The sequence below is a fragment of the Sphingorhabdus lacus genome, assembly GCF_009768975.1.
GTDB lineage: Bacteria > Pseudomonadota > Alphaproteobacteria > Sphingomonadales > Sphingomonadaceae > Sphingorhabdus_B > Sphingorhabdus_B lacus.
In genome coordinates, this window is record NZ_CP035733.1 from 502,831 (window position 1) to 524,799 (window position 21,969).

Here is a 21,969-nt window from a genome sequence, read left to right on the forward strand (position 1 = left end):
GAATATTGCGATTTCACATTTGCATAAACGTGATTCAACTATTTGAAAACAATTGTGCGGTTCCCGTTGAGCATAACGCGGTGTTCGAGGTGTAGCTTAACAGCGCGCGCCAACACCCGGCTTTCGGTATCCTGACCTTGGGCGATGAGGTCTTCGATTGTATCGGCATGATCGACGATTGAGACGTCTTGTGTAATGATCGGGCCTTCATCCAAATCGGGCGTTACATAATGGGCCGTTGCCCCAACCATTTTGACGCCGCGCTCATAGGCGCGATGATAGGGTTTTGCGCCCTTGAAGCCCGGCAAAAAGCTGTGGTGAATGTTGATGACGCGTCCATCCAGCTTGCGGCACAACTGGTCGGACAGCACCTGCATATAGCGCGCAAGTATAATGAGATCGACCTGCTGTTCCTCCACCATAGCGAGCAACTTGGCCTCTTGTTCCAACTTGTTTTCAGGTGTGATCGGCAAATGATGGAATTCAATGCCCTCATGGTCAGCCCTGCGTTTCCAGGTCATATGGTTGGAGACGATGCTGGTGACGTCCATCGGCAGTCTTTTAGTCGATGTCCGGTACAGCAGATCATTCAAGCAGTGCCCGCCTTGGCTAACCATGATCATCGCCCGCAATTTTTTGCGTAAATCATGGACCCGCCAGTCGAGGCGAAATGCGGTGGCCACGGGAAGGAATGCCGAGTTAAAGCGCTCAGATGTCATCTCTTCCGGGCAGGATATGGCGACCCGCATGAAAAAGCGGCCGGTGCTTGCATCGCCATATTGGGAGCTTTCAATGATATTGCAGTCCTGGCTCGCAATGGAATTTGCCACTGCGGCAACAATACCCTTGCGGTCTTCGCAAGCTATCAAAAGAACAAAGTCCGCCCCCGATTGCACCATTGTCTAAACCCTCTCAAATCCGGTGACCGCCTAGCGCCGCCTTTACGCGCTATCTATATCCCGCCGCATATATTAGCCCTTCTAATCGCAACATGTAGATGATGTGATTGATCAAGGAATTTATTTTACCAATCATGAAAATTTGGTCAGTTGCTTGAGGGGGACTCCAGTTTCAGTCTGCCTGCGGAGATTTGTAAACCCCGCATTGTCGGGGGATGGTTGAGGGGAAGAAAATTGAAAACCTATTTGAAGATATCGACCGCGGCGTTTGTGCTTGCGTCGCTTGGTGCCGGCGTAGGTGCCGCGCCTGCGTTTGCACAGGAAACGGCCGAAGAGAATGATCGTGGCATTCAAGACATTGTCGTTACCGCAACACGGCGCGAAGAGTCGGCTAATAAGGTGCCTCTGGCGATTACAGCTTTGGGCGGCGACACATTGGGTGATCTTAACATCACCAAATTCGACAAGCTGATCGAATATCTGCCAAATGTGCGTTCAGCCTCGCGTGGCCCTGGTGCTTCTTCGATCTTCATTCGCGGCCTGTCGACGGACTCTCCGGGTCTTCAGATTGCCGGTACTGCGGGCGCCCAGCCGACCGTGGCGCTTTACGTGAACGACGCGCCGGCTTCGCTGGTTGGTCGTAACCTTGACCTCTATGCCGTTGACCTGCAGCGCGTTGAGGTCCTGGCAGGGCCGCAAGGCACGCTGTTCGGCGCGAGCGCAATGGGCGGGGCCGTCCGCTATATCACTAACAAGCCGGATGTGAGTGAATTCCATGCCGGTTTTAACGCCAGCTATGCTTTCACCAAAAGTGGTGATGAGAGCGTTGCCGGTGATGCATTCATCAACATCCCGATCGTCAAGGATAAGCTGGCGCTTCGGGCGGTATTCTACACTGACCGTCAGGGCGGCTATATTGATAACGTAGCTGGAACGTTCCAGATGCCCTTCAACGGAAATGTGGGGATTGCTGGGCGGCTTCCGACCGGCAACCCGCTTCTTGTCATGCGGGCTATCCAGTCCTGTCAGGCAACAGCTACAACTGCTGTTCCAAACTGCACAGGCAGCCTTTACACACCACCAACACGTCAAGTCATCAACAACGACAAATTTGTAGAGAAAAACTATAACGACGCGACCTATCGCGGTGGTCGTCTCGCACTGACTTGGAAAGTGACCGATGATTGGTCGTTGGACCTGATGCATGTCCGTCAGGAACTCGACACCGATGGCGTGTTCGATTTCGAACCCGCGGTAGGCGATCTGCAGGTCACAAAGTTCAACGAAAACTCGTTGCGCGATAAGGTCGACCTGTCGACACTGACAATCAATGGCCGCTTGGGTGCACTCGATCTGATCTACACGGGTTCATATATGAACCATCGTGCTACACAGATTGCCGACTATGCCGGTTATTCGAACATTGGCCTGTATCTGCCCTATTATGAGTGCGATCGCGGCGTTTATTATACCGCAGCTTACAACGGTAACATCGGCAACACCTGCTACGCTCCGAACAAGAGCTATCAGGTCCGCAACCGGACCAAGCGTTTCACGCAGGAATTCCGGATCACCACGCCTGCCGATAAGCGTATCCGCGGTACGTTCGGTTTGTTCTATGATAATAACAAACTGTTCGACAACACCGACTGGTCTTATCTGCAGGAAGCTGCCGGCTTCATTTACCGACGGGCGCCGAACGCATCGGTCAATGCAAATGATACCAGTGTTCGTCCGGTACAGGTCGGCTTTTTCAACGATATCCAGCGTAAGGATAAGCAGTTCGCCGCTTATGGTGAGGCTTCCTTCGACATCGTTCCTGAAAAGCTGATACTTACCGGTGGTCTGCGCTATTATAATGAAAAGGCATCGATTAACGGTTCCTCGAACGGCAGCTTCGGTGGCGCACGTGGGGTATATAACCCCGCAACTGGCACCTACTCGCCTTCGGCAACGCCACCTGCATTCTACAACGTCAGCGCAAACCTGAACGTTCTGTATGCTGATGCTTCACCTGCGAAATATACCGGCGTGTTGTTCAAGGGGAACCTGACCTACCGTATCGGTGATGGTTCGCTGGTTTATGCAACCTATTCGGATGGCTTCCGTCCGGGTGGTTTTAACCGTCGTCCGTGCCGCGTACCAAGTGCGATCTGCCCCACCAACGCAGACTTCGTCCGCTTGGGTACCTACGTGCCCGATAAGGTGAAGAACTATGAAATCGGCGGCAAGTTTGCGCTGCTGAACCGTAGCCTTCAGGTCAATGTTGCTGCGTACCAGATTGACTGGAGCAACATCCAGATCACCGTGTTCGACCAGAACATCTCTAACCAGACATTCACCACCAACTTGGTGGATGCCCGGATACGCGGTCTGGAAGGCGACATCACATGGCGCGCAACGGACGAGCTGACGCTTAACAGCGCCTTCTCATACAATGACTCGGAACTGACCAAGTATCGCAAGAACACTACGGTTCTTCGTCCTCTTGGCGGACCGTTGGCGTTGAGCCCCAAGTTCCAGTTCAACGCCCGTCTGTTCTGGGAAAAAGAATTGGCATCCGGTCTCGCACCATTTGCGCAAGTTGGCTTCCACTATGTGGGCAAGAGCATCTCGGACGTGATCGACAATGTCGACATCCGGTATCAAGCATCTAACCCGACATTGGGTTATGTCGCTTCGATCCCGGTCACCTACAACGGCGTACTTGTGCGTCCCGGTGACGTCATCGCGCCAATTCCTGCGGCGCAGCAGCTCGACTCCTACGCAACCTTCTCCGCCTCATTCGGCGTATCGAAGGATGAATGGCGCCTTGAAGTGTTCGGTGACAATCTAACCGACGAACGGCCCGAACTGTACAAGAGCGGAAATGATGGTGAGCTTCGGACCACCACATCGCGGCCACGTACCATTGGTCTTCGTTTCTCGTATAAGATCTAACGACAAAGACGGAGCACCTGCTATAAACGCAGGTGCTCCGCCGCAATCCCATTTCGGCATTGCGTCCGATGCACGAAGTGCGGCAGTAATCCCACCACTGTTCGTCACTACACAGGAGGTCGTGTGACAATATTGGCGGAGGCTTCGCCGGAAACAATCGACGCAACTTTGCGCGAAGCACGTACGCATTTGCAGAATGCCCGGATGGCAGAAGCAATGGTTGCGTGCCGTCAGGTTCTCGATTCCGCGCCTGAAAACATCGACGCGTTATATACTCTGGCAGTGACGCAGCGGATGACTCGTGATATTCCCGCGGCAATCGCGACGCTGGATCAGCTTATTGCCGTCGATCCCAGTTACGGCCGCGCATGGCAGGAACGCGGGCACTGCCTTCGTGACAGCGGACGACGTGAAGATGCGATCGCCGCCTATCAGCGTGCGGTGACGCACAATGGCGCTCTTGTGGCCAGTTGGCGCATGTTGAGCGAGATGCATGGTGCTGCAGGTAGGGATGGTCCAGCCGATTTTGCCCGCGCGCAATTTACCCATCTATCCCAATTGCCACCCGAATTGCTCAGTGTCGCGAGTTTTATTCAGGAAGGCCGCATTTTTAAAGCTGAGCAACTCTGCAGGGCATTCCTGCAAAGCAATGGCCATCATATCGAGGCGATGAGGTTGCTTGCCGAAATCGGTATGAAGTTCAACGCCTATGACGAGGCCGAATTTCTGCTGGAATCCTGCAAGGTTCTGGAGCCTGAAAATGTCAGCGCACATTTTGACTATGTCAAAGTCTTGCGCAAGCGGCAGAAGTTTGAACAGGCGCTCGCCGAAGCTTCCGAGCTGCGAGAGAAAGAGCCTGGAAATCCCGAATTTGAAATGCTTTTCGCCAACGAAAATCTGGCGGTAGGCAATTTTGATCAGGCGATGCTCGTATACGAAGCCTTGTTGGGATCAATGCCGAACAACCCCGGTATCAACCTGACCTATGGACATGCCCTCAAAACTGTTGGTCGTCAGGACGATGCTATCTCAGCCTATCGTCGTGCCTATGAAGCACGCCCCGATTGTGGAGATGCGTATTGGAGCCTTGCCAATCTGAAAACCTACCGGTTCACCGATGATGAAATTGCCCAGATGCAGGCGCGGGAATCTTCTCCTGTTACTGCATTGGATGACCGTTATCATCTCTGCTTTGCATTGGGAAAAGCGTTGGAGGACAGGGGCGATTATGATCGATCCTTTGAATATTATGAGCGGGGCAATCGCCTGAAGCGCGAAGAGTTGAAATATGATCCGGCGCGGTTGACTAAGGAAATGTATTTGCAGCGCGAATTGGTGACCTCCGAACTGTTTGAGCGTTATGCTGGTGCGGGATGCCCGGCGCGCGACCCTATCTTTATCGTTGGTCTTCCTCGGGCGGGATCGACACTACTTGAACAGATTTTAGCATCGCACAGCCAGGTCGAAGGAACAATGGAGTTGCCGAATATTTTCGCGCTTGCCTATCGTCTGGATCGGCAGCGGCTTGTGGGCGAAGAACCCGAATATCCGGGCAATCTGGGCACCCTGACGCCTGAAAATCTGTTGCAGTTCGGTGAAGAATTTATCCGTGATACCCGCGTATATCGCAAAGAAGGTACGCCCTTTTTCATCGATAAAATGCCGAACAATTTTCGCCATATCGGATTGATCCACATGATCCTGCCGAACGCGAAAATTATCGATGCGCGGCGCGGTGCGATGGGGTGTTGTTTTTCGGGTTTCAAACAGCTTTTTGCCGAAGGGCAGGAATTCACCTACGGCCTGAACGAAGTTGGCCAATATTATAAAGATTACGTCGATTTGATGGATCATTGGGATCGTGTGCTGCCCGGCAAAATCTTGCGCGTACGCTATGAAGATGTGGTCGTGGATCTGGAAACGCAGGTGCGCCGTTTGCTCGATTATTGCGAGCTTCCCTTCGAAGACGCATGCATAAATTTCCATCAGACAGAACGCGCCGTCCGCACTGCAAGTTCGGAACAGGTGCGCCAACCGATTTTTAAAAGTGGAGTGGACCAATGGGAGAATTTCAGCACCCATCTGGATCCTTTACGCACAATATTAGGGCCGCAATTGGCATCAACTTGAGGGGAGTTTAGATGGCGAGTAATGCACCGACCACACCGGTCAATGCCGACGAAGTCTCGACATTAGGGCAACGGTGGTACGTTCTCATCATCATGATGCTTGCATACACAATCAACATTGCAGACCGTTATGTCATGTCGACAGTTCTTGAGCCTATTCGGCTTGAACTCAAGCTGACTGATAGCGGTGTCGCCTTTTTGACCGGTGTTTCGCTTGCCCTTTTTTACGTTACGATGGGAATTCCTTTATCATGGATTGCCGACCGTTATAATCGCAAAAACTTGCTCGCTATTTCGATGGCTGTGTGGTCTGCGATGACTGCCTTTTGTGGCTTGTCGCAGGGCTATATGCAGCTCTTGCTTGCGCGTATTGGCGTAGGCATAGGAGAAGCGGGCGGCACACCTTCCTGCAATTCGATCGTTGCCGACTATTTCCCTGCGAGCCGCCGTGCGATGGCAATGACGGTGTTTGCGCTTGGCGCTCCCATAGGTGCGTGGTTGGGTGCCGATATGGCAGGGGCGGTGGCCGCCACATATGGCTGGCGCTACGCCTTTTTCGTTTTAGGCGTGCCCGGCGTTGTTCTAGCCTTGGTTGTGTATCTAACGATCAAGGAACCGGCACGGGGACGGCTGGATGCAGTCTCTGACCAACCCGCGCCACCGATACTCGAGACGCTCAAATTCCTCTGGTCGCAAAAAGCCGCCGTTCACGCAATGATGGGCAGCGGTCTATCTGCCCTTTGGGGTTGGGGGCTGATGTGGTTCACGCCGACCTTTATCCAGCGCACCTACGGACTGGATGTGGGCGAAGCAGGCGCGGTGGTCGGGCCAATCCATCTCGTCATGGGCATTGCGGCCTCGCTGTTTACTGCTTGGCTTGTGGCACGTCCCGCCTACACAGACCCACGGAAAATATTGCGTTTGCTTGGCGTAGTAACGGGTCTGGCGACTATCCCATCAATCATCGCCTATTACACCCAGTCGTTGGGTGTCGCGACCGTAATGTGGTGGATATTCATTCCGGCCATTTATTTCTACATTGGCCCAGCCTTTTCCTTGGCTCAAAATCTGGCGCCACCCAAAATGCGAGCGATGTTTATCGCGATTTCCTTGTTAATCGCGAATGTGTTTAACCTCATCGTTGCACCACAAGGCGTTGGATTGCTCAGCGACTATTTTGCCGGGCCTGCAGGGGCTGACGCGGCTTCGTTACGACTTGCGCTGCTCGTTCTGGCTCCGACAGGGTTCTGGGCCGCCTGGCATTATTGGCGCGCTGAAAAATACATTATTGAAGATCAAAAAAGGGCTGTTGGTTATGTCTGAAGGCACACTCAAATCTTATATCGACGGCGAATGGGTCCTTCCCGCGACGTCGACGGACATCGTAACGGCTACCAATCCCGCGACTGAGGAAATCTGCGCTACGGTAGCTGTGTGCGGCCATGATGATGTAGATCGCGCTGCGCGGGCAGCGCGGGCGGCTTTTGATGGCTATGCCGCCATGTCTCTCGATGACCGCATCGCACTTGTTGAAAATCTGATCGCAATATTCGAGCGGCGCTATGATGAAATGGTCACTGCCATCTCGACCGAGATGGGAGCGCCCTATGACTTGTCGTATAATTCGCAGGCGGAATGTGGTCCTGGCCACCTAAAGGAAACTATTGCAGCAGCCCGCGAAATGGAATGGGAACGCAAGATCGGTAGTAATGCACGACTTGTCCGCGAACCCATAGGCGTTTGCGTTCTTATCACGCCGTGGAACTGGCCGGTAAACCAACTTGCCGCGAAAATCGGACCAGCCTTAGTTGCTGGATGCACGATGATTTTGAAACCAAGCGAAGTTGCGCCATTGTCTGCTCAATTGTTCGCTGAGTTTATCGACGAAGCTGGATTCCCGGCGGGCGTATTCAATATGGTGCACGGCACGGGCCCGGCGATAGGGGATGCCCTTACCAGCCATCCGGAAGTGGACATGATTTCCTTCACCGGGTCGACGCGGGCGGGTATCCAGGTCGCCAAATCGGCTGCGGATACCGTCAAACGCGTGTCGCAGGAACTGGGTGGCAAGTCCGCCAATATTGTCTTTGCGGACTCCGATCTGCCTGCATCAGTGAAGCGCGGCGTATTGCATTGTTTCGAAAATGCCGGGCAGTCCTGTAATGCGCCAACACGTATGCTGGTAGAGGCATCGGTATATGATGAGGCGGTCGCTATTGCAGCGGAAACGGCCAAAGCGGCCAAGCTAGGTGATCCGATGGAAAAGGGTCGCCATTTCGGCCCTGTCGTCAGCAAATTGCAGTTTGATAAGATACAGCGCCTGATCCAAATCGGTATTGACGAAGGTGCTCAAGTCGTGGCGGGCGGTGTCGGTCGTGCCGAGGGGTTCAATCGTGGCTATTATGTGAAGCCGACAGTATTTGCTGGCGTCCACAATAAGATGGCGATTGCCCAGGAAGAAGTGTTCGGCCCCGTACTGGTCATGATTCCGTTCAAGGATGAGGCGGAAGCCATCGAGATCGCCAACGATACACCCTATGGATTGGCCGCCTATGTGCAGAGCGGTGACATGGAACGTGCGCGCCGTGTATCCCGCCGGATGCGAGCGGGCGGAGTCAGCATAAACGGCGCTGGTCAGGATTACGCTTCGCCCTTCGGCGGCTACAAACAATCCGGCAATGGGCGAGAATGGGGCGAGTGGGGTCTGCATGACTTCCTCGAAATCAAGGTCATCAACGGTTTCGAAGGATGAAACTTACCGACATCCAGACTTTCGTCGTCGGTAATCCGCCACCCCATTTTGGCGGACGCTATTTTGTATTTGTGAAACTGACCACCGACAGCGGCGTGTCGGGGGTGGGTGAGGCTTATTGCGTTCCGTTTGAACCGCATCTTGTCGCCCGGATGATTGAGGATGTTTTCGCGCGCTATGTCGCCGGAAACGATCCCCATAATATCGAAAACATGTGGCGGCGCGTATATTCCAGCGGCTTTACCCAGCATCCGGACCTCACGTTGATGGGCGTATTGTCCGCGCTGGAAATGGCATGCTGGGACATTATTGGCAAAGAGGCCAGCAAGCCGGTGTATAAATTGCTGGGCGGGCAGGTACACGAACGGTTGCGTGCCTACACCTATATTTATCCGCGACCCGGCGACAAAAGCGATGTTTATCATGACCCCGATCTCGCTGCGACGAGGGCGGCCGAATATCTGGACCAAGGCTTTACTGCCCTGAAATTCGACCCAGCGGGACCCTATTCGGCCTTTGACGGCCGGCAATTATCGCTTGAGGCGTTGGATCTATGCGAGCGTTTTGCGCGCCAGCTACGCGAAGCAGTGGGCATGAAAGCGGATCTGCTTTTTGGCACCCATGGACAAATGACGGCAGCAGGCGCGATCCGTCTTGCCAAAAGGCTGGAGCCGTCCGACCCGCTTTGGTTGGAAGAACCTGTCCCGCCGGATGCGCCCGAAGAAATGGCAAAGGTGGCACGCGCCACCTCAATACCCATTGCGACGGGGGAGCGGCTGACAACAAAATATGATTTTGCGCGCTTACTGCGGGCCGGTGCTGCGGCCATTCTACAAATGAATTTGGGACGCGTTGGCGGTATTTTGGAAGCGAAGAAAATCGCCGCCATGGCCGAGGTCGATCATGTGCAAATCGCACCGCATCTTTATTGCGGTCCAATCGTCGGGGCCGCGAATATCCAGATCGCGACCTGCTCGCCCAATTTCTTGATCCTCGAAAGCATCGAAACATGGGGCGGCTTTCATAGCGAGATATTGAAAACCCCTATTCGTTTTGAAGAAGGCCATGTTATCCCTTCCAATGATCCGGGTTTGGGCGTCGAACTGAATGAGGATGTTGCCAATGCGAACCCTTACACCGGAACCATGCTCCACCTCGAAATGACGCAGAATCCGGTCCAGTGACAGACGAATTTGATTTTATCGTCGTCGGCGCAGGCACGGCAGGATGCGTCCTTGCCAACCGCCTGACCGAAGATGGACGTTTCACGGTTCTCCTTGTCGAAGCCGGGGGTAGCGATCGGTCTATCTGGATACAGATGCCGATCGGCTATGGGCGCACCTTCTTCGATCGGCGAATTAACTGGATGTACGACACCGAACCTGTGGAATCCCTGGGCGGAAGGCGTAGCTATTGGCCGCGGGGTAAGGTGATTGGCGGGTCAGGGTCGATTAACGCGATGGTCTATGTGCGTGGACAACCGCGTGACTTTGATGACTGGAAAGAGCTGGGCAACCCGGGTTGGGGCTGGGACGATGTATTGCCCTATTTCAAAAAATCGGAAGACTTCGATTGGCACAGCGCACATCACGGGCGTGGCGGTCCGCAGCATGTGACCGATATATCGCCCTATGTGCACCCTGTCTGCCATAGCTTTGTTGAAACCGCACAGGCGCTTGGATTTCCCGCCAGCAGCGACTTTAACGGAGGCAAGCCGGAAGGTGTGGGCTATTACCAGATCAACACCAAGGGCGGCTGGCGTGCATCGACAGCCAATGCTTTTCTGCATCCTGCGCGCAAGCGGCGTTCGCTCACTCTGCATACCCACGCCCATGCGCAGCGCATCCTTTTTGAAGGCCGCCGTGCTGTCGGTGTAGAATATGCGCATAAGGGGCGGGTCTGCAAAGCCAAGGCGCGCCGGGAAGTTATCTTATCGGGTGGTGCAATTAATTCGCCGCAATTGCTGATGCTGTCGGGTGTCGGTGACGCGCAGAAACTGAAGAATTTGGGCATTGAATCCGTGGTGAACACACCGGCCGTCGGACAGAATCTGCAAGATCATATTGCCGTTTCCTATTTCTATAAGGTGCGCACAGCGACGCTGAACGATCTGCTGCATCCTATGTTAGGCAAGATACGTGCTGGACTGCGTTACATGGCGGACCGCGCCGGACCATTATCGCTGAGTGTTAATCAAAGCGGAGGCTTCGTCCGCAGTGATCCGCGAAAAGCCTACCCCAATTTGCAGCTCTATTTTAGCCCCGTCAGCTACACCAAAACCCCGCTATCGGAACGGAAGCTGTTGAACCCGGACCCGTTCTCGGCCTTTCTGCTCTCGCATAATCCCTGCCGCCCTACGAGCAGGGGGCACCTCGAGCTGGCGAGTTCCGACCCGCAAACCTACCCAGTCATCCATCCCAATTATTTGGCTACCCAAGATGATATCGATGACGTTCTGGCGGGGAACCGATTGTTGCGTCAGCTTGTACAGACCCGTCCACTGGCTGATATCATTACAGAAGAACTCATTCCCGGTGCTGGTGTGGAAGGCGACGAAGCGCTACTCGCCGATTTCCGTGCCCGCGCCGACACGGTTTACCACCCGACCAGCACCTGCATGATGGGTCCGGACCCGACGTCTTCCGTTGTCGATGCGCGTTTGAATGTCCATCGCACCGCGGGGTTGCGCGTGATCGACGCATCGGTATTTCCGACGATTACTTCGGGTAACACAAATGCGCCGACTGTTATGGTTGCGGAAAAGGGCGCGGCGATGGTCCTCGCGGACGCAAAATGATGCGTTAAATTAATTTACCAGTCCTTCCCAGCTATGCTAATCCAAACACAACGCGAGTCCGGGGAGGGAAGGGCGATGCATCCAAAGATAGATCTTCGACAATTACCGCCGCTCAAAGCGCTGAAAGGTTTTGAGGCAGCGACGCGGCACCAGAGCATTCGGGATGCCGCTGATGAGCTATGTTTGACGCACCCCGCTGTGAGCCACCAAGTCCAGCTGATCGAGGATGCCCTGGGCGTCAGCCTCTTTGCGCAGGAGGGGAGGCACATCGTTTCGACCGAAGAGGGCAGAGTACTTTATCCCTATGTCCGGGCCGCCTTTGAATCCCTTTTGGAAGGCGTTGAAGAAGTACATCGCAGTGCGCTAGATAAGCCCTTGAGGGTGCAGACTTATGTCACGGCTTCCATTCGCTGGCTCGCAAGGCGCGTTCCTCAATTTCTGGCCGATCATCCCGAGATAAAATTGACACTCAATACCTGTGCGGTCGAGTGGGAATTTGATGATGTCCATGCCGATGTAGGATTGGTCTATTGCGAAACCGCGCCGGACCCCGCCAAATATCATTGGGTGCCGCTTTACGAATATGCGCTTTTCCCTGTGTGCAGTCCGGATGTGGCAAAGACACTAGGGCCAAATCCCTGCGCCCGCGAACTCATGGCAAAGCCTCTTGTTGCGATCTATACCGAGGTCCAGAACTGGGAAACATGGTTTGTTTCAGCGGGCGAAATGTTCAAACCGTCGGTACCCTATCTGATGGTCGACACCTTGGCGGTTGCGCTCGAAATGGCGTTGAATGGTGAGGGCATTGCTCTAGTGAATGGTCCGTTTGTCGATCAAGACCTCGCCGCTGGCCGCCTGGTTCAGCCGATCGCCCATAAGGCAATCTGCCCCGGTGCATGGGGATTAATCTGCCGTGCCGACATGAAAGAAAATCTGCGTATCCGCACGTTCATGGATTGGATCACGCAAAATGTCGAAACCAGCCGAATGGCCTTTACGACCTAGCGTTTGGCGACGACCTCATATCCAGGCTCTTCGGGCTCATCGTCGACCATTTCTGCAGGGAAGCCTGTTCCAAGCACCTTTATGCCCAGAGGCTCTTCATAGCGGCGGATAATGTTCGGCGAGAACTCGCGCGAACCAAAGGCCGCCTCGCCTTCCTTGAAGATTTTGACAATCAAAGGGGACAGTTCGACAGGAACCTTCGCTTCATGGGCAATTTTATCGAACAGGCCAACATCTTTGCTGACCAGATCCATCGTGAAGTTGATATCGCGGCTGCCGTTCAGGATGACCTGGCTTTCAGTTTCATGGACAAAACTGTTCCCTGAAGAAATGCGGATCGCTTCATAGGTTGTGTTCATATCGAGGCCGATGGCTTTGCATGTCGTCAAAGCTTCCGCCAGTGCAACCAAATGCACGGTGCATAGATAATTGGTCATTACCTTCAATTGCGATGCCGTCCCCAAATCACCTGTGTGCAATATCCGGCGGCCCATTGTTGTCAAAACAGGAAGGACAAATTCAAAAGCCGCTCTTGGGCCGCCTGCGAATATGGCAATATTTCCGGTGTCGGCACGATGGCAGCCGCCCGAAACAGGGCATTCCATAAACATCGCCCCACGCGCTTCGACCAAGGCACCGAGGCGAATAATTTCGCTATAATCGGTGGTGCTCATTTCCAGCCAAACTTGGCCCGGATGCATTACTTGAAGAAATCCATCTTCGCCTTCGGCCACGGCAGAACTAGCCGCTGGGGACGGCAGGCACGTCACGATCAAGTCGACCATCTCTCCCAATTCTTTGGGAGACGTCGCCGACTTTGCCCCGCGCCCGACATATTCGGCGACAAGACTGTCATCGAGATCGCGAACGGTAACGTCATGGCCGTTCCGGATGAGGCTTCCGGCGAGCTTTCCGCCGACATTACCAAGGCCGATAAATCCAATTTTCATGTGAGTGCCCCGTCCATCCCCCAAAATGTCGCCCTTGTACGTCGTGTCAGAGCGACGCTGGACGGCACGGCAATTGTGCAATTTAAAGCAAAGTTAGAGCGTCAGCCGGGGCAGACCACAATTGAAAAATTTGGCTTATCGGGTGAAATATTTTTCAACCAGAGTGGCGGCTAGGTCTTAGCCAAATCCGATGCTCACGTAACTGTATAGCCGAGTGTCGCGGACAAGGCGGATGCAAGACGCGCTCTGGAAAGAGCGCAGACTACTTTACGGTCAGCCATTTCGGCCGGGTTGAAAGGCTCTAGAAAATGGACGCCGACGTCATAGGTTCCGGGACGCGTAAAGGCACGCCATGCGCTTTCCCAGCCCGTTTCTTCCCCAAGCCAAGCGATATCTGGGCCAGCATCGCCAAAATCGAGAAGCACGGGTTGAATGAGCATCGGCTTTGGTGGTGGGGCCAGCGTTGCGAATAGCGACTGTTTGAAAGGCAGCAACTGACGCCCGTCCGAGGTTGTACCTTCCGGAAACAAGGTAACAGACCAGTTCTCCGCAATGGCCTCGCGCAGTTCGGCCACTTGCCCTGCGACATTCTGCTTTTCGGTCCGGCTAACAAAAATAGTACGGTTGAGCGTCGCAAGCCATCCGATAATCGGCCAGTCGCGAACACCGTCCTGCGCCACAAAGGCCGTTCCGGTGATACCTGCCAATATGGGAATATCGTGCCATGACAGATGGTTGGCGACGAAGAAAACATCACGACGCAGCGGGGTTCCATGGACTTTTACACGGGCCCCCAATGCGCGGGCAGCGATCCGCAAGAAAAGCATAGCCCACGGCGACGGCAGCTTCAGCAGGTGCCAGACAAGATGCAAGGGCAGCAAGAATAGTAACGGGAGAGCAATCCAGATGATCCGCATCGCGCAGAGCAAATAGGCCTGAGGCTCTGCCTTCGGGAGCGAAATGGAGATTGTAGACATTCGATTCGGCCCTAGCGTGGGATTGTTGAGCTATCAATCGATTGATGCAGCAGGTCTGTGACTCTGCTGTGACGTTTTACATCGCCGTCGGTAAGCGCCTTATGTGCAACAATGAAATTTTTTGAACCAGTCGCGGCGAATTGCACATTTGTCATTCATCCGGGATGCCTTCAAATATCGCAAAAGTTGGATGTCGCTGGAGAGACGGAGTTTAAATGCAAACCAATGCGCGAGTTGTCATAATCGGTGGCGGCATCATGGGGGCGTCCCTGCTTTACCATCTGGCCGAACTTGGCTGGACGGACTGCCTGCTGATTGAAAAGGACGAGCTGACCTCGGGGTCCACATGGCACGCTGCCGGACAATGTCCGAGTATCACCGGCAGTTTCAATCTCGCCAAAATCCACGCCTATAGCAACGATCTCTATCCGCGTCTCGAGGGGCTGACCGGCCAATATGTTAGCTGGCACAAATCCGGCGGTATTCGTCTTGCGACCAACGAACGCGAACTGGCTTGGTTCAAGTACATTCATGGCTTTTCCAAAATCGTCGGTTTCGACATGGAGATTATCGACCCCGAAGAAATCCGTCGGATAAATCCATTTCTGACGACTGACGGTGTCATCGCAGGCGCGCGTACAACGAGCGATGGCCATGCCGACCCGTCAGGTATCTGCAATGCGTTGGCCATCGGTGCCAAAAATATGGGCGCGAAGATTGTTCGCAAAAATCGTGTTACCGGATTAACCCAATTGCCGTCGGGTGAGTGGGATGTGGCGACCGAAAAAGGCGTTGTGCGTGCCGAGATCGTGGTCAATGCGGCGGGGTGCTATGCCCGCCAAGTGGCGCAAATGGCGGGAATCGACATTCCAGTCACCAATATGGAGCATCACTATATCGTCACCGATCCCATTCCAGCTTTTTTGGAACGGGATGAGGAAATACCGGTCATGCGCTGCCCCTATGTTTCGGGCTATTTCCGGCAGGAGCAGAAGAGCGGCCTGATCGGCGTATATGAGAATATCGGACTTGCCGAAGCCTGGGCCCCCAAAGGCCAGCCGGAGTGGGAATCGACCAGCGAACTGTTCATCGATGATCTGGACCGTATCTCCAAATGGCTGGAGCGCGCCATAGAACGGATGCCCGTTTTTGGCGAGGTTGGAATCCGGCGGATTGTTAACGGAGCTATACCACATACTCCGGATGGAGGTCCATTGCTGGGACCGGCGGCAGGCCTCAAGAATTTCTGGCACTGCTGCGGCACATCCTTCGGGATCGCGCAGGGTGGCGGGTCCGGCAAATATCTGGCGCAGTGGATGGTCTATGGTGATGCCGACATCAACATGACCGAATTTGATCCGCGCCGTTACGGTGCATTTGCGGATGAGGATTATAGCCGCGATAAGGTGTTTCTCGACTATCGTATGACGTTTACGACGCGCTTGCCGGGCGAAGAGGAACCCGACGGCCGTCCGTGCAAAACAAGTCCGCTTTATGAACCACTGAAAGCCGCAGGTGCGGTGTACGGCGAAACTTACGGATGGGAGCGGCCCAAATATTTTGCACTCGACGGCGCCCCGGAACAGGGCGGATATGAGCGCACCAATAGTTTCGAAATGATTGCGGGTGAGGTAAAGGCCGTCATGGAACGGGTCGGTGTGCTCGACCTATCCGGATTTGCCAAATATGATGTGACCGGGCCGGATGCCGAGGCATTTCTGAACCGTATTTGCGCTAACCGAATGCCGAAGAAGCAGGGCGGAATCGGGCTTGTACATCCCTTGTCCCGTCAGGGCCGTATCTATGGCGAAATGACGGTGACGCGCTTTGCCGATGATCATTTCTATTGCCTGTCCGCAGCCGCAGCCGAACAGCGGGACTGGGATTTTCTAACCCAGAGCAAATTACCGAATGAAAACGTAACCATTCGCAATCTAACCATGGATTTTGGCGTGCTGGTGCTCAACGGCCCGCAATCGCGTCATGTGCTGGCAAAGCTAACGGATGCAGACCTGAGTAACGAGGGCTTTCGCTGGCTGAGCGGGCAGGATATAATCATTGCGGGCATGAAGATGCGTGCGCTTCGGGTGTCCTATGCGGGCGAACTCGGTTGGGAGCTGCATCCCGCGATGGGTGATCTTGCTGCGCTGTACGATGCTGTGTGGGCGGCAGGGCAAGAGTTCGGGATCGTAAACTATGGCCTTTACGCCGCGAACACTATGCGGATGGAGAAGGGCTACAAGGCCTGGGGTAGTGAACTTACCAACGAACTTACCATGGTGGAGGCCGACATGCCGCGTTTCATCAACTTCACGAAGGATGATTTTGTCGGGAAGCAGGCGACACTGGATGCGCCGGACCGGTTCCGTATTGTCTATGGCGCGGTTGATGCCAGCAATGTGGATGTGCGCGGCGCCGAACCATGTTTGATTGGCGACGACTGTATAGGATTGACCACGTCAGGGGGCTATGGCCACCGCGTTGGAAAGAGCCTGTTCTTCGCCTGTGTTCCTTTGGAACATGCAACACCCGGTTCGACGTTCGACATCTATCTGCAGGGCGAGCGCCGCTCGGCGACGGTGCTGGAGCATCCCGCCTATGACCCCGACAATGCGAAAATGAAGGTTTAAAACGTGGCTGAACTTCCCAAAAAGGCGCGGGTCGTCATCATCGGTGGCGGCGTCATCGGCTGTTCGATTGCCTATCACCTGACCAAAATCGGTTGGGACGATGTTGTCCTGCTCGAACGCAAGCAGTTGACCAGCGGAACGACATGGCATGCCGCCGGACTTGTCGGACAGCTCCGGCCGTCGATTAATATGACGAAGCTCGCCAAATATACCGGCGAACTCTATCGCGGTTTGGAGGCGGAAACGGGGCAGGCAACTGGTTATCGCCAATGCGGTTCCATATCCATGGCAACCAATGCAGAGCGTTTCGAGGAACTGAAGCGAAGCGCCTCCATGGCGAAGGTGTTCGACTTACCGGTCCATGTGGTCACACCGCAAGAAATCAAAGACCTCGCCCATATCGTAAATGTCGACGATGTCGTGGGCGGCATCCATATTCCCAGCGATGGCTATGCCAATGCGGTCGATATTACACAGGCCTTGGCCAAGGGTGCACGCACAGGCGGCGCGCGCATTTTCGAGAACACCAAGGTCACCAAAATCCGGCACAATGGCGAACGGGTGACGGGGGTCGATACGGACGACGGATCGATCGACGCGGATTATGTTGTCATTTGCGGTGGCATGTGGACCCGCGATCTGGCCGCTAGCGTCGGGGTGGCCGCGCCACTTCATGCGTGCGAGCATTATTATGTGCTGTTCGAAGGGGTCGAAGGGATAGACTCCACGCTGCCCGTTTTGCGCGACTATGATTATTGCGGCTATTATAAATATGACGCCGGAAAGCTACTGGTCGGGGCCTTTGAACCCAACGCCCGACCTTGGGGAATGGACGGCATTTCCGAAGATTTCTGCTTCGACGAAATCGCGGGCAGCTTTGAACATTTTGAACCGTTGTTGATGGACGCGATGCGCCGTGTGCCTGCTTTGGAAAAGGCGGGGATACAGAAATTCTTCTGCGGACCGGAGAGCTTTACCCCCGACGTACGCTATCATCTGGGTGAAAGCGCGGAATTGAAAGGCTGCTTCGTGGCGGCGGGCTTGAATTCCATCGGCCTACAATCCGCCGGTGGCGTGGGCAAGGTAATGGCGGACTGGATCCGCGACGGCATCCCGCCTGCGGACCTATGGACGGTCGATATTCGCCGGAACATGCCTTTTCAGATCAACCGCAAATATCTGCGGGAGCGGGTGACTGAAAGCCTCGGTTTGCTCTACGCAACACATTACCCCTTCAAACAATATGAAACCGCGCGGGGGGTGCGCCGGTCTGCAATCCATGACCGGCTTGTAGCTGCCGGCGCTTGCCACGGCGAGGCTTTTGGCTGGGAACGGCCCAACTGGTATGGCGAACCGGGCAGCAGCCCGCGCTATGAATATAGCTATGGGCGGCAAAACTGGTTTGAAGCCAATGCCGCAGAATGCAAAGCGGTGCGTGAAGCGGTCGGGCTGTTCGATCAAAGCTCCTTCGCAAAATTCCGGCTGGAAGGCCGTGACGCCATGACCGTGCTGAACCGGGTGTGCGCCAATGATGTTGACGTCGCACCCGGACGCCTAGTCTACACGCAATGGCTGAATGAAAAGGGCGGCATCGAAGCGGATTTGACGGTCACGCGCTTGTCGGAAACCGCTTATTTGATCGTCACAGGCGCCGAAACAGAGGTGAAGGACTTCAACTGGCTGAAGCGGCATATTCCGGACGACGCCCACGCTGTCCTGACCAATATTTCCTCGGCCATGGGCGTGATTTCCATCATGGGCCCGCGAGCGCGCGATTTATTGCAGTCAATCTGCCCCAATGATCTGTCGCATGAGGCATTTCCATTTGCGACGTCTCAGGAAATCGAATTGGGCTACGCTCTCGTGCGGGCGTCGCGGATTACCTATGTCGGTGAACTGGGGTGGGAGCTTTATATTCCGACCGAGTTCATGACCGGTGTATATGATGAGATTGTCGCGGCCGGCGCTGCTTTTGGACTGAAGCATTGCGGATATCATGCGCTCAACGCGCTGCGGATGGAAAAGGCGTATCGCCATTGGGGGCATGATATCACCGATGAAGACACGCCGCTTGAAGCAGGTCTGGGCTTCGCGGTAAAGATGGACAAGGCAGGCGGCTTTATCGGGCGAGAGGCTTTGCTGAGGCAGAAGGAGACGGGGCTTAAACAGCGGCTCGTCCAGTTCCTGCTGAAATCGCCAGAGCCGATGCTCTACCATAATGAGCCGATCTGGCAGGGCGACCGGATTGCCGGCTATATCCGGTCGGGCATGTATGCCCATGGTCTGGGCGGTGCGTGCGGACTTGGCTATATTACAGCGCCGGACGATGGCGTTGTCGGCGCTATTGGAGCCGACGATTTTGAGATCGAGATTGCCGGTGTGCGCTATCCCGCATTGGCCTCGCTCAAACCTCTTTACGACCCCAGCAACGCACGGATAAAAATCTGATGACCGAAACCCAAAGCCAATTGATGCAAAGGCTCGCCGCCAATACCCGCGTGGGGTATAGTTTCGATCAGGAATTTTACGCCAGCGAAGCGGTGTTCAAGGCCGACATGGATAAGATCATCAGCCAGAAATGGCTGTTGGCCGGACATATCTCCCGCATCCCGAACAAGGGCGACTATTTCCTGTTCCGGGTCGGTGCCGAGCAGATCATCGTCATCCGCGAAAATGCCGACAGCGTCCGGGCCTATTTCAACGTATGCCGCCATCGCGGATCAACCATTTGCCAGGCCGAAAGCGGCAATGCGCCGCGCCTTGTTTGCCCCTACCATGCGTGGACCTTCGGCCTCGATGGCAAACTTCTCTCCGCGCGTCTGATGCCCGAGGATTTCGACAAGGCGGAGAACAGCCTGTTCGCCTGCCATATCCGCGTTTTCCACGGGCTAATCTTCATCAATATGAGCGAAGACGAACCGGTAGATTTTGACGCAACCTTTGGCGAAATGGGCCCGATCCTTGACTATCACGGCTTTGATACGGCCCGCATCGCCCATGCGGGTAGCTACCCCACGACGGCCAACTGGAAGCTGGTGGTCGAGAATTTCTTCGAATGCTATCATTGCGTCCCGTCCCACCCCGAATTCTGTTCGATGCATGCGGCGGAATCGATTGTTGCCGTGGGGGCAGGGCCAAGTTCCGGACCTGCCGATGCGATTGCAAGCTTCACCCCCAAATTGCAGGCGTGGGAGACAAGCGCTGCTGCCGCGGGTCGTCCCATTGGCAATATCGACGATGCCCCCGACAGCAGCCATTTGCGCCTGATGATGCAGCGTATGAACAAGGACGGCTGGTCATCGGAAACGCAGGACGGATCGGCGCCAGCGCCTCTGATGGGCAAACGCAGCAAAGCCGATGGCGGCCGGATGCATTTGAGCTTCAGCCCCTTCAGCCAGATCGTCGCTGACGATCATTTCGCGATCCTGTTCCAGTTCACACCGCGCAGCGCGCTGGAAACCGATGTCGAGATGATCTGGATTGTCGACGGCCGGGCAGGGGAGGATGAGGTCGACATCCCCAAGATGACCTGGGGTTATCATGCCACCACGACGCAAGACAAAGTCATCACCGAGAATAACCAGACCGGCATCATGTCCACCCGCTATCGTCCCGGGCGCTATTCCGATCAGGAAGGCAGCGTCATCAAATTCCAGAAATGGTATCTGAACCAGTTCGGGCTTGCGCGGGCCGAATGACCCTGCCCGCTGTCATGGGTGCCGTTCTGCTTACCGGCTATGGCGGTTATGACAAGCTCGAATGGCGAACCGATGTCCCCGTGCCCCTTCCCGAAGTGGGTGATGTCCTGATCCGGATCGGCGCGGCGGCGGTGAACAACACCGACATCAACACCCGGATCGGCTGGTATTCGAAAGCGGTTGCAGAAGCGACCGATGCGGGAGCAGCAACGGGCATTGAAGGCGCAGGCGACGATGGCTGGTCGGGCGCTGCGTTCACCTTTCCGCGTATTCAGGGCGCCGATGCCTGCGGGCAGATTGTAGCCGTGGGTGAGGGCGTAGATTCTTCCCGAATTGGGCAGCGGGTGCTGGTCGAGCCGGTGTTTCGGGGCCATAGCCGGTTCGATATCCGCTATTTCGGGTCCGAAGTAGATGGGGGCTTTGCCGAATATGCCCGGGTCCCCTCCGTCCACGCGCACCGCATCGAATCCACTTGCTCCGACGTGGAGCTAGCAAGCTTTCCCTGCGCTTATGCCACCGCGGAAAATATCCTGACCCGCATCGGGTTGCAGGCGGGCGAACGCGTGCTGATCACCGGCGCATCCGGTGGCGTCGGTTCGGCCGCTGTCCAGCTTGCAAAGCGGCGCGGTGCCGAAGTGACGGCCATGGCCGCAGATGCAAAGGCAGAGACCGTGCGCGACCTTGGCGCAAGCCAGGTCGTCCCACGCGACGCCGATCTGGAATCGCTTTTCGGCTCCGAATATTTCGACGCTGCGGTCGATATCGTCGGCGGCGGGCAGTTCGGGCCCATCCTGAATGCCCTTAAACGTGGCGGACGTTACGGCGTGTCGGGCGCGATCTCCGGTCCGGTGGTCGATCTCGATTTGCGGACTCTCTACCTGAAAGACCTGCGCCTTATCGGCTGCACCGTGCTGGAGCCTGAAGTGTTTCCCAATCTGATCGGCTATATCGAACGCGGTGAAATCAAACCCGTGGTCGCCGCCACCTATCCCATCACCGACATCGCCGCAGCGCAGGAGGCGTTTCTGACGAAGCGCCATGTGGGAAAGATTGTCCTGGTCCTTTAAGCGGTCCTAAACCTAAGGATACAAAAGATACGCAAAGACGTACTGAAAATGTATCCTTTGTTGCTTTAAGTTAACGCGGCCCGTTCGGGATTTGCGCCAATTGTCAACAGTTCAAAGAGCCATGC

14 protein-coding genes are annotated in these 21,969 nt (G+C 55.2%); 11 read left to right on the plus strand and 3 right to left on the minus strand.

Going from position 1 to position 21,969, the window contains the following annotated elements:
* Positions 1-38: 38 nt before the first annotated feature.
* Positions 39-899: a formyltetrahydrofolate deformylase gene (purU, locus tag EUU25_RS02280; RefSeq protein ID WP_158897919.1), complete on the minus strand. Its 861-nt coding sequence runs from the start codon at positions 897-899 to the stop codon at positions 39-41.
* A 234-nt stretch (positions 900-1,133) separates the two neighbouring features.
* Here purU and EUU25_RS02285 point away from each other — a divergent pair, with 234 nt between their 5' ends.
* The 7 genes from EUU25_RS02285 (at position 1,134) to EUU25_RS02315 (ending at position 12,522) form a co-directional block, all read left to right on the plus strand.
* Positions 1,134-3,839 carry a TonB-dependent receptor gene (locus EUU25_RS02285; RefSeq protein ID WP_158897920.1) on the plus strand — a complete coding sequence of 902 codons (2,706 nt, stop codon included), beginning with the start codon at positions 1,134-1,136 and terminating at the stop codon, positions 3,837-3,839.
* 123 nt (positions 3,840-3,962) lie between these two features.
* Entirely contained in the window at positions 3,963-5,969 is a 2,007-nt protein-coding gene (locus EUU25_RS02290) for a tetratricopeptide repeat-containing sulfotransferase family protein (RefSeq protein ID WP_246162861.1), read from the plus strand.
* A gap of 11 nt (positions 5,970-5,980) precedes the next feature.
* The gene (locus EUU25_RS02295) at positions 5,981-7,291 is read left to right on the plus strand and encodes a spinster family MFS transporter (RefSeq protein WP_158897922.1); all 1,311 of its coding nucleotides are present in this window, start codon (positions 5,981-5,983) and stop codon (positions 7,289-7,291) included.
* Positions 7,284-8,720: an aldehyde dehydrogenase family protein gene (locus EUU25_RS02300; RefSeq protein WP_158897924.1), complete on the plus strand. Its 1,437-nt coding sequence runs from the start codon at positions 7,284-7,286 to the stop codon at positions 8,718-8,720. The genes EUU25_RS02295 and EUU25_RS02300 overlap by 8 nt, the downstream gene beginning before the upstream one ends.
* Positions 8,717-9,904, plus strand: a complete 1,188-nt coding sequence (locus EUU25_RS02305) for a mandelate racemase/muconate lactonizing enzyme family protein (RefSeq protein ID WP_158897926.1) — start codon at positions 8,717-8,719, stop codon at positions 9,902-9,904. Before EUU25_RS02300 ends, EUU25_RS02305 begins: the two co-directional genes overlap by 4 nt.
* A complete protein-coding gene (locus tag EUU25_RS02310) occupies positions 9,901-11,517 on the plus strand; it encodes a GMC family oxidoreductase (RefSeq protein WP_158897927.1) in 1,617 nt (538 codons plus the stop codon). The genes EUU25_RS02305 and EUU25_RS02310 overlap by 4 nt, the downstream gene beginning before the upstream one ends.
* 75 nt (positions 11,518-11,592) lie before the next feature.
* On the plus strand, positions 11,593-12,522 hold the full coding sequence (locus EUU25_RS02315) for a LysR substrate-binding domain-containing protein (protein ID WP_158897929.1): 930 nt from the start codon (positions 11,593-11,595) through the stop codon (positions 12,520-12,522).
* Here EUU25_RS02315 and EUU25_RS02320 read toward each other — a convergent pair.
* Complete coding sequence (locus EUU25_RS02320) at positions 12,519-13,472, minus strand: NAD(P)-dependent oxidoreductase (RefSeq protein ID WP_158897931.1); 954 nt, start codon at positions 13,470-13,472, stop codon at positions 12,519-12,521. The genes EUU25_RS02315 and EUU25_RS02320 overlap by 4 nt on opposite strands.
* Before the next feature lie 194 nt (positions 13,473-13,666).
* Positions 13,667-14,449 carry a lysophospholipid acyltransferase family protein gene (locus EUU25_RS02325; RefSeq protein WP_246162863.1) on the minus strand — a complete coding sequence of 261 codons (783 nt, stop codon included), beginning with the start codon at positions 14,447-14,449 and terminating at the stop codon, positions 13,667-13,669.
* Positions 14,450-14,664: 215 nt separating this feature from the next.
* Between EUU25_RS02325 and EUU25_RS02330 the strand changes: the two genes are divergently transcribed.
* Genes EUU25_RS02330 through EUU25_RS02345 form a run of 4 tightly spaced genes read left to right on the plus strand, consistent with a single transcriptional unit; the run spans position 14,665 to position 21,844 of the window.
* A complete protein-coding gene (locus EUU25_RS02330; RefSeq protein WP_158897933.1) occupies positions 14,665-17,079 on the plus strand; it encodes an FAD-dependent oxidoreductase in 2,415 nt (804 codons plus the stop codon).
* 3 nt (positions 17,080-17,082) lie between these two features.
* Complete coding sequence (locus tag EUU25_RS02335; RefSeq protein ID WP_158897935.1) at positions 17,083-19,527, plus strand: GcvT family protein; 2,445 nt, start codon at positions 17,083-17,085, stop codon at positions 19,525-19,527.
* Positions 19,527-20,777 (plus strand): aromatic ring-hydroxylating oxygenase subunit alpha, encoded by a 1,251-nt coding sequence (locus EUU25_RS02340; RefSeq protein ID WP_158897937.1) that lies wholly within the window; start codon positions 19,527-19,529, stop codon positions 20,775-20,777. The genes EUU25_RS02335 and EUU25_RS02340 overlap by 1 nt, the downstream gene beginning before the upstream one ends.
* On the plus strand, positions 20,774-21,844 hold the full coding sequence (locus tag EUU25_RS02345; protein ID WP_158897939.1) for an alcohol dehydrogenase family protein: 1,071 nt from the start codon (positions 20,774-20,776) through the stop codon (positions 21,842-21,844). Before EUU25_RS02340 ends, EUU25_RS02345 begins: the two co-directional genes overlap by 4 nt.
* Positions 21,845-21,969 lie beyond the last annotated feature (125 nt).